This window comes from Rhodoferax sp. UBA5149, assembly GCF_002413825.1.
Taxonomy (GTDB): domain Bacteria; phylum Pseudomonadota; class Gammaproteobacteria; order Burkholderiales; family Burkholderiaceae_C; genus Rhodoferax.
Genome location: NZ_DHXT01000205.1, coordinates 2,966 through 8,875 on the forward strand (window position 1 = coordinate 2,966; position 5,910 = coordinate 8,875).

At 62.5% G+C, this 5,910-nt stretch carries 4 protein-coding genes; 2 read left to right on the forward strand and 2 right to left on the reverse strand.

Annotation, left to right across the window (positions count from 1 at the left end; genetic code table 11):
• Positions 1-212: 212 nt before the first annotated feature.
• Complete coding sequence (locus tag B3V69_RS18230) at positions 213-1,223, reverse strand: bifunctional riboflavin kinase/FAD synthetase (protein ID WP_296448515.1); 1,011 nt, start codon at positions 1,221-1,223, stop codon at positions 213-215.
• 221 nt (positions 1,224-1,444) lie between these two features.
• On the opposite strand from B3V69_RS18230, the gene B3V69_RS18235 reads away from it, so the two are divergent.
• Positions 1,445-2,002, forward strand: a complete 558-nt coding sequence (locus B3V69_RS18235; RefSeq protein WP_296448517.1) for an HNH endonuclease — start codon at positions 1,445-1,447, stop codon at positions 2,000-2,002.
• A gap of 174 nt (positions 2,003-2,176) precedes the next feature.
• The gene (locus tag B3V69_RS18240) at positions 2,177-4,513 is read left to right on the forward strand and encodes a DUF1631 domain-containing protein (RefSeq protein WP_296448519.1); all 2,337 of its coding nucleotides are present in this window, start codon (positions 2,177-2,179) and stop codon (positions 4,511-4,513) included.
• Positions 4,514-4,590: 77 nt separating this feature from the next.
• Here the strand turns inward: B3V69_RS18240 and B3V69_RS18245 are convergent.
• Positions 4,591-5,910 (reverse strand): alpha/beta fold hydrolase (locus B3V69_RS18245; RefSeq protein ID WP_296448521.1); only part of this gene is annotated, 1,320 nt, incomplete at its 5' end.

The window sequence follows — 5,910 nt, forward strand, 5'->3', positions numbered from 1 at the left end:
CCTTGACCCAGCCCGGCTCGCGCTTGGGCAGATCGCCGCGCATCGGGAACGGGGTGTCGGGCAGGTTGAGCGTGCTGCGGTAATCGGTTTTGGCGGGTGTGGTGGAGTCGGTCATGATGCAAATGGAACGGGTTCGCCGCAGGGCAGCGTATGTTGTATCGGAGGAGCCCGGCTCGAAGGGCGGCGTCGGGCGGGGCGAAACCTTTTGCCGTCTAAATTCGGTCGCGCGTCGTTTGGCGATGTGTCTGCGCGTGCAGTGAAGCCAGGTAAGCACGCGCGTCGTCGCAGTCTTTCGCGATACCCTTCTTCAGGGCATCCAGACCGTCGTATTTGAGTTCGCCGTGCAGTTTGTGTAGCAGTTCCACACGGATGATTTTACCGTACGCCTCCTCCGTGCCCAGACTGGCGGGCCAGTCCAGGCAATGGGTTTCCAGCAGCACCCGCCCGCCGTTCACGTCACGCGGGTCCAGCGACGGGCGAATGCCCAGGTTCGCCACGCCGGCCAGAGGCAGCTCGGCCAGGCCATGCACCAGCACCACAAAGATGCCGCTGGCAGCGGGGTTCCAGTGCGCAAAGCGCAGGTTGAGGGTTCTGAAACCCAGTTCGCGCCCCAGTTTTCGACCGTGCACCACGTGGCCCGAGATGCGATAGGGTCGTCCCAGCAGCCGCGCCGTGTCCTCCATGCGGCCCTGGCCCAGCGCGTCGCGCACGGCCGAGCTCGATACTCTTAAACCATGCACCTCGTAGCTGTTCATGCGGGCGACGTCAAAGCCTTGTGCCGTGCCGGCGGCGTCGAGCATCGTGTAGTCGCCCGCGCGCTTGAAGCCAAAACGGAAATCATCACCCACCAGAACATATTTCGTACCCAGGCCTTTGACCAGCACGTCGTCGATGAACGCCTGCGGGGAAAGCGCCGCCAGCCGGGCGTCAAAGGGCAAGACCACGGTCTGGTCCACGCCGCACTGGGCCAGATCGGTCAGCTTGTCGCGCAGCGTGCCGATGCGGGCGGGCGCCAGCTCGGGCTTGTGGGTGGCGGCGGCAAAATAGTCGCGCGGATGCGGCTCAAACGTCATGGCGCAGCTCGGCACGCCGCGCTGCTGGGCCTCGCTTTTGAGCAGCGCCAGCATGGCCTGGTGGCCCCGGTGCACGCCGTCGAAGTTGCCTATCGTCAGGGCGCAGGCCTGATTCAGGCCGGGATGGTGAAAACCGCGAAAAACCTTCATTGGATTGTTATCTTTTTGATAGCAGGCGGCGCCGTTGACTCAAGCGCGTGAAGCCAGGTTGTCATGGAAACAGGTTATATTGTGTCCTAGCAGCGGGGTAACATTTTTTTACCCGGCTGCCAGAGACAAGTGTCAGTGGTTCTAAAGTGTTGAGGACGGAGTGTGCGGCGATGCCGCCGCGGTCTGTCCTGTCATGATTCAGAAGTTCCAGGAGGCGTGTTTTGAAGGTCTTGAAGCTGTCAGCCCAAGGGCTACCCCAATCGTGGATTTCGCTTGAGCAGGCGGTGATTCACTACGCCGCCGAGGAGGTGCGCTGGGAGATGGGCGCGCGGGTGGCGGTGTTCCATGGCGGTCACAACGCCATCTCCGGCGAGCAGTCCATCATCACCGTCAACAGCATCATCGGCACCCGGGGCGTGCCCAACATCAATCCTTTCAACCTCAAGCCGGGGCTGACCAACAGCAAGTTGTTCGCCCGCGACCGCAATATCTGCGCTTATTGTGGTGACCATTTTCATGAGGAAGACCTGACGCGTGAGCACATCATTCCGTTTGCCCAGAATGGCATCGATATCTGGATGAATGTGGTCACCTCTTGCCGCCCCTGCAACCACCGCAAAAGCCACCGCACGCCCGAGCAGGCCCATATGCCATTGCTGTATGCACCCTATGTGCCCAGCCTGTGGGAAGACTTCATTTTGCGCAACCGCCGCATTCTGGCTGACCAGATGGAGTTTTTGATGGCGCATGTGCCGAAGTCTTCCAGACTGCTGGCCTGAGCGTCGAGTGGGTCAGCGCGCGTAGCCCTGCACCTGAGACACACCTTTTACAAGTCCTTACAGGTAATTCCTGATAAGGTAGCGACGCAGGACGCGTGACCGGTCAAGGCGTTTCCCGCAGATTGTGGGGGCATGACCAGCCCCGCCGGTTCAAAGACGCCAAGCCCTACTCGGATGTCCATTCGCTCGCCTTCCTCAACCCGCGATGTGCCGATCCAGGCACGTCGCCACATCCGTAGCCTGATCGGCAAGACCCTGGCTTATTTTGCCGAGCGTGAGAACGCCAACCTGAAACTGGTGCGCGAGCATTTGCTGGATCTGCTGGACGCCAGGCCGTCGCAAGCGCAGGCTCAGAACCTGCGTTCCGCCTTTGTCTTGCTGGACAAACAGGCCGAGGTTTTCCATCGTGCCTTTCAGGCCGCCCTTCAAGCGTCGCTCGATGAGGAGGTGCTCCTTGCCTTGCCCGCCGCGCCAAGCTCCGATTTTCGAAAGTACACGCCAACCGACGCGCTGGACGGCATGTCCTTGTCCTTGATTGACGTGGATGAGGTCGAGCGCATTCTGCTGCTGGACCGGGTGGCTCAGCGCTTCACGGCGCACTACGACGCCAATGTGAGCCCGCTGACCCAGCGTCTGGCCGTGGTGCTGGGGCTGGATGTGCCGAGCTTGTCCCACAATCCGTTTCGCCCTGAAGTGTTTGTCCGCTCCTTCTTGCTGGCTTGGGAAAATAGCGGGCTTGACGATCTGGCCACGGAAGACCTGATGCTGGCGCTTGAACCGCGGCACAGTATTGATCTGGCCCCGTTGTACGCTGAGCTCAACGCGATGCTGATGCATGCCGGCATTGAGGCGCAGACCATGCACCGTATCAAAAAATCAGACGCGCTTGCCTCTTCGCGCGCGGCCCTGGGGTCTGCGTCGGCACCGACACCCCTGGCAGGCGGTGACGATGCATCGGCGAGTTGGCGATCGGGCTTTGGCGGTCTGGCGCCAGAGCGCGCACCTTCTTCCTGGGGCGGTCTGGCACCGGCAGGACGCAGCGTGGCGGCACGTGCGCGACAGTTTTTGCAACGGCTCGGCTTTGGCGCGCGCGTCGCCCGGGAAGAATCCGGGGATGGCGGGAACGCCAAGGACGGCCGGGCACGGGCCGGAACTGAAGCGACGGGCGACGGGGTGCGGCCCTCGTTGGCGCACGCCGACCCCGAATTCATGGGTTATCTGGGTGAACTGCAAGTGGGGGCCGGTGCTTCTTCGTCGCATCAGATTCTGGCGGGGCAGGATCCGGACGATCACAACGTGCTGCGCCAGATGCGCAATCGGGAAGAGGTCCGCCGGGCGCCCGAGCTGGATCGCGGTACCGTGGACGCGCTGGCCGAAGTGTTTGATTTCGTCTTTGCCGACCAGGCAATTCCCCTGCAGATGAAATACGTGATTGGGCGCCTGCAGATCCCGGTTCTCAAAGCGGCCATGATTGACCGGGATTTTTTCCTGTCCGCCGATCACCCGGCGCGCCGACTGGTGGATACGCTGGCGATGGCGTCCATCGCCTGGGCACCCGAAAAGGGCGAGCGCGATCCGTTGTACGTGCGCATAGAAAACACCGTCATGCGCGTGCTCAACGAGTTCGAAGACGACCTGACGCTGTTCAGCGAGCTGCTGCTGGAGTTCACCGAATTTCTGTTTGAAACCGAGCAGCAGGCGCAAGGGCATATTGAGCCGGTGGCGGATCATGAGCGCTTGGGCGAGTCCTTTGAGCAGGCGCAGACGCACGCCGACGAGGTGATTCATGCCCATATCCAGGCCCTGCCGTCAGAGTTGCCACTGGCGCCTTTTCTGGTTCCTTTCCTGACGACCCAATGGCGTGAGGTGATGGCGCGCGCCTGGGTGGCGGCCCAGACCCACCGGGCGTCGTGGGACAGTGCCCTGACCACCCTGGATCAGCTGATCTGGTCGACCCAGCCGAAGACCCGGACCGAAGAGCGCCGTCAACTGGTGGCGGTGTTGCCCGCTCTGGTGCGCAGTCTGAATGCCGGTCTGGACGCCATTGACTGGACCGGGGAGCCCCGTGCCACCTTCACCCGGCGCCTGATTTCGACCCATATGATGGCGATCCGGATGACGCAACCGGCGCCATTGGACACGGCGTCGGCGGCCATGGAGGAGAGCGCTGGGAATGAGGCGATCAAAGAGCTGGAGCAGCGTCGGGCTGGCCAGCTGGTCGGGTCAGCGGATGAATTTGATGCCCTGGCCCGAGCCTTCTCCCGCGGCCTGTGGTTTGATTTCATGGTGGACAAGACGACGCAGCACCGCTGCCGTTTGAGCTGGGTCAGCCCCATGCGCACGCGCTTGTTGTTTACCAACCGGGATGGCTTTGATGCATTTGTGCGCTCGGAGCGGGAAGTGGCGGCGCTGTTGCGCCACGGTCGGCTCAACGTAATCGACCAGGAGCCCATCGTGTCGCGGGCGCTGGACCGGATCATGTCGGATGCGCCGGGCAGCCTGGCGGCCTGAGCCCGGCGCTGCACTTTCCCTCACACCGCATGAGGGAGAAAAAAGAGGGCGTATCGATCGGTCGGCGGACAGTTGGATTAATTCGTCAGTTCCAGAATCACGATCTGGTTCTCGGCCGCAGGCCAGGTTCTACCCGCCAGGCGTTCGCCATTGAAGTCCGCTGTGATGGCACGAATGCCCGCTTCGTTCAACGAGATTTTGGAGCTCGATACCCCGGCGCCGGTCGGCGGTACGCCCGGCGGCGGCGTATGGCCATCAAAGCTGAGTTTGTCGCGCACCGCATCGAAATAGCCGCGCGGGCGTGTCAGGGTAACGACCGAGGTGGCGCTCTTGTCGGCGTCGGCCAGGCGTGCCGGATTCAAATGCACGATGGCACTGGAACGCGGGAAGCCGCTGCGGTAGATGTGGGTGGTGGCATAGCCGGGCGCCGCGACCACGAATTCGTAGGGCACACCGGCTTGCGCCACAAAGGGTCCCCATTGACCGTCGGCACTGACTTTTTTACGGTGTACTGCGTTGCCCAGGCGGGCACCGCTGGCGGCGTCTGTCGCGTAGACCGTCAACTCAGCGCCGTCGACCGGCAGGTTGTTGGAAAAGTTGCCGGATTTGGCATCGTTGGATTGCAGCCCCAGACCGTTAACCTTGCCGTTGAGCACCACTTGTGCTTCGTCCTGGATGCGGCTGTGGGCCGGTGCGTGTCCGGTGAGGAAACGGTAGCTGGCGTCAAAGGCGGCCGGTGAGAACGCGGTTTCACGGTGATCAATGCCGGGAATCACCACGTTGTTGGCGCCTTTGAGTTCAGGGCCGGCAAAAGTGACGTGGGTGGCCGTGCCTTTGGCTCCAATCCACAGGCCATCGGGCTGGGCAAACTTGTCGTTGTTGTCGGAGCGTATCGTCATCCATTGCACGCCCGGCGTCACCTCATCTCCGGCTGGGTTGCGCGCCGCGTTCAGGCCCGAGAGAAAAGGCCCGGTGCCGGAAAACTCATTTTTTTCGTTGTAGCCCTTGATCGCCCACACGCCGTGGTTGGGTGTGCCGCCCAGAATCGCATGGCTGACCTTGACCGCCGCGCTGCCGCCACGCTGGTACTCGGTCTCGATGTAGTTGCGAATCGCATTGCCGCCGCGCGAGTTGCCCATCAGCACCACCTTGCGCGCGCCCGTGGCTTGCAGTACTTTCTCGACCTCGCCTTTCAGATAATTCATGTGCTCGGTGGTCGAGGTGCGGCCGACCTGCGGCTTGCTGTCATCGTCGCGGGCAGCCGGGTAGGGCACATCAATGGCGTACAGGCGGTCCCGCGGCCAGCCGTTGGACTCGAAGCGCCAGATAGTGGTTTGCCACAGTGCCGCCGTGTCGCCATTGCCGTGCACAAACACGATGGGGGGCGCTTCCTCCAG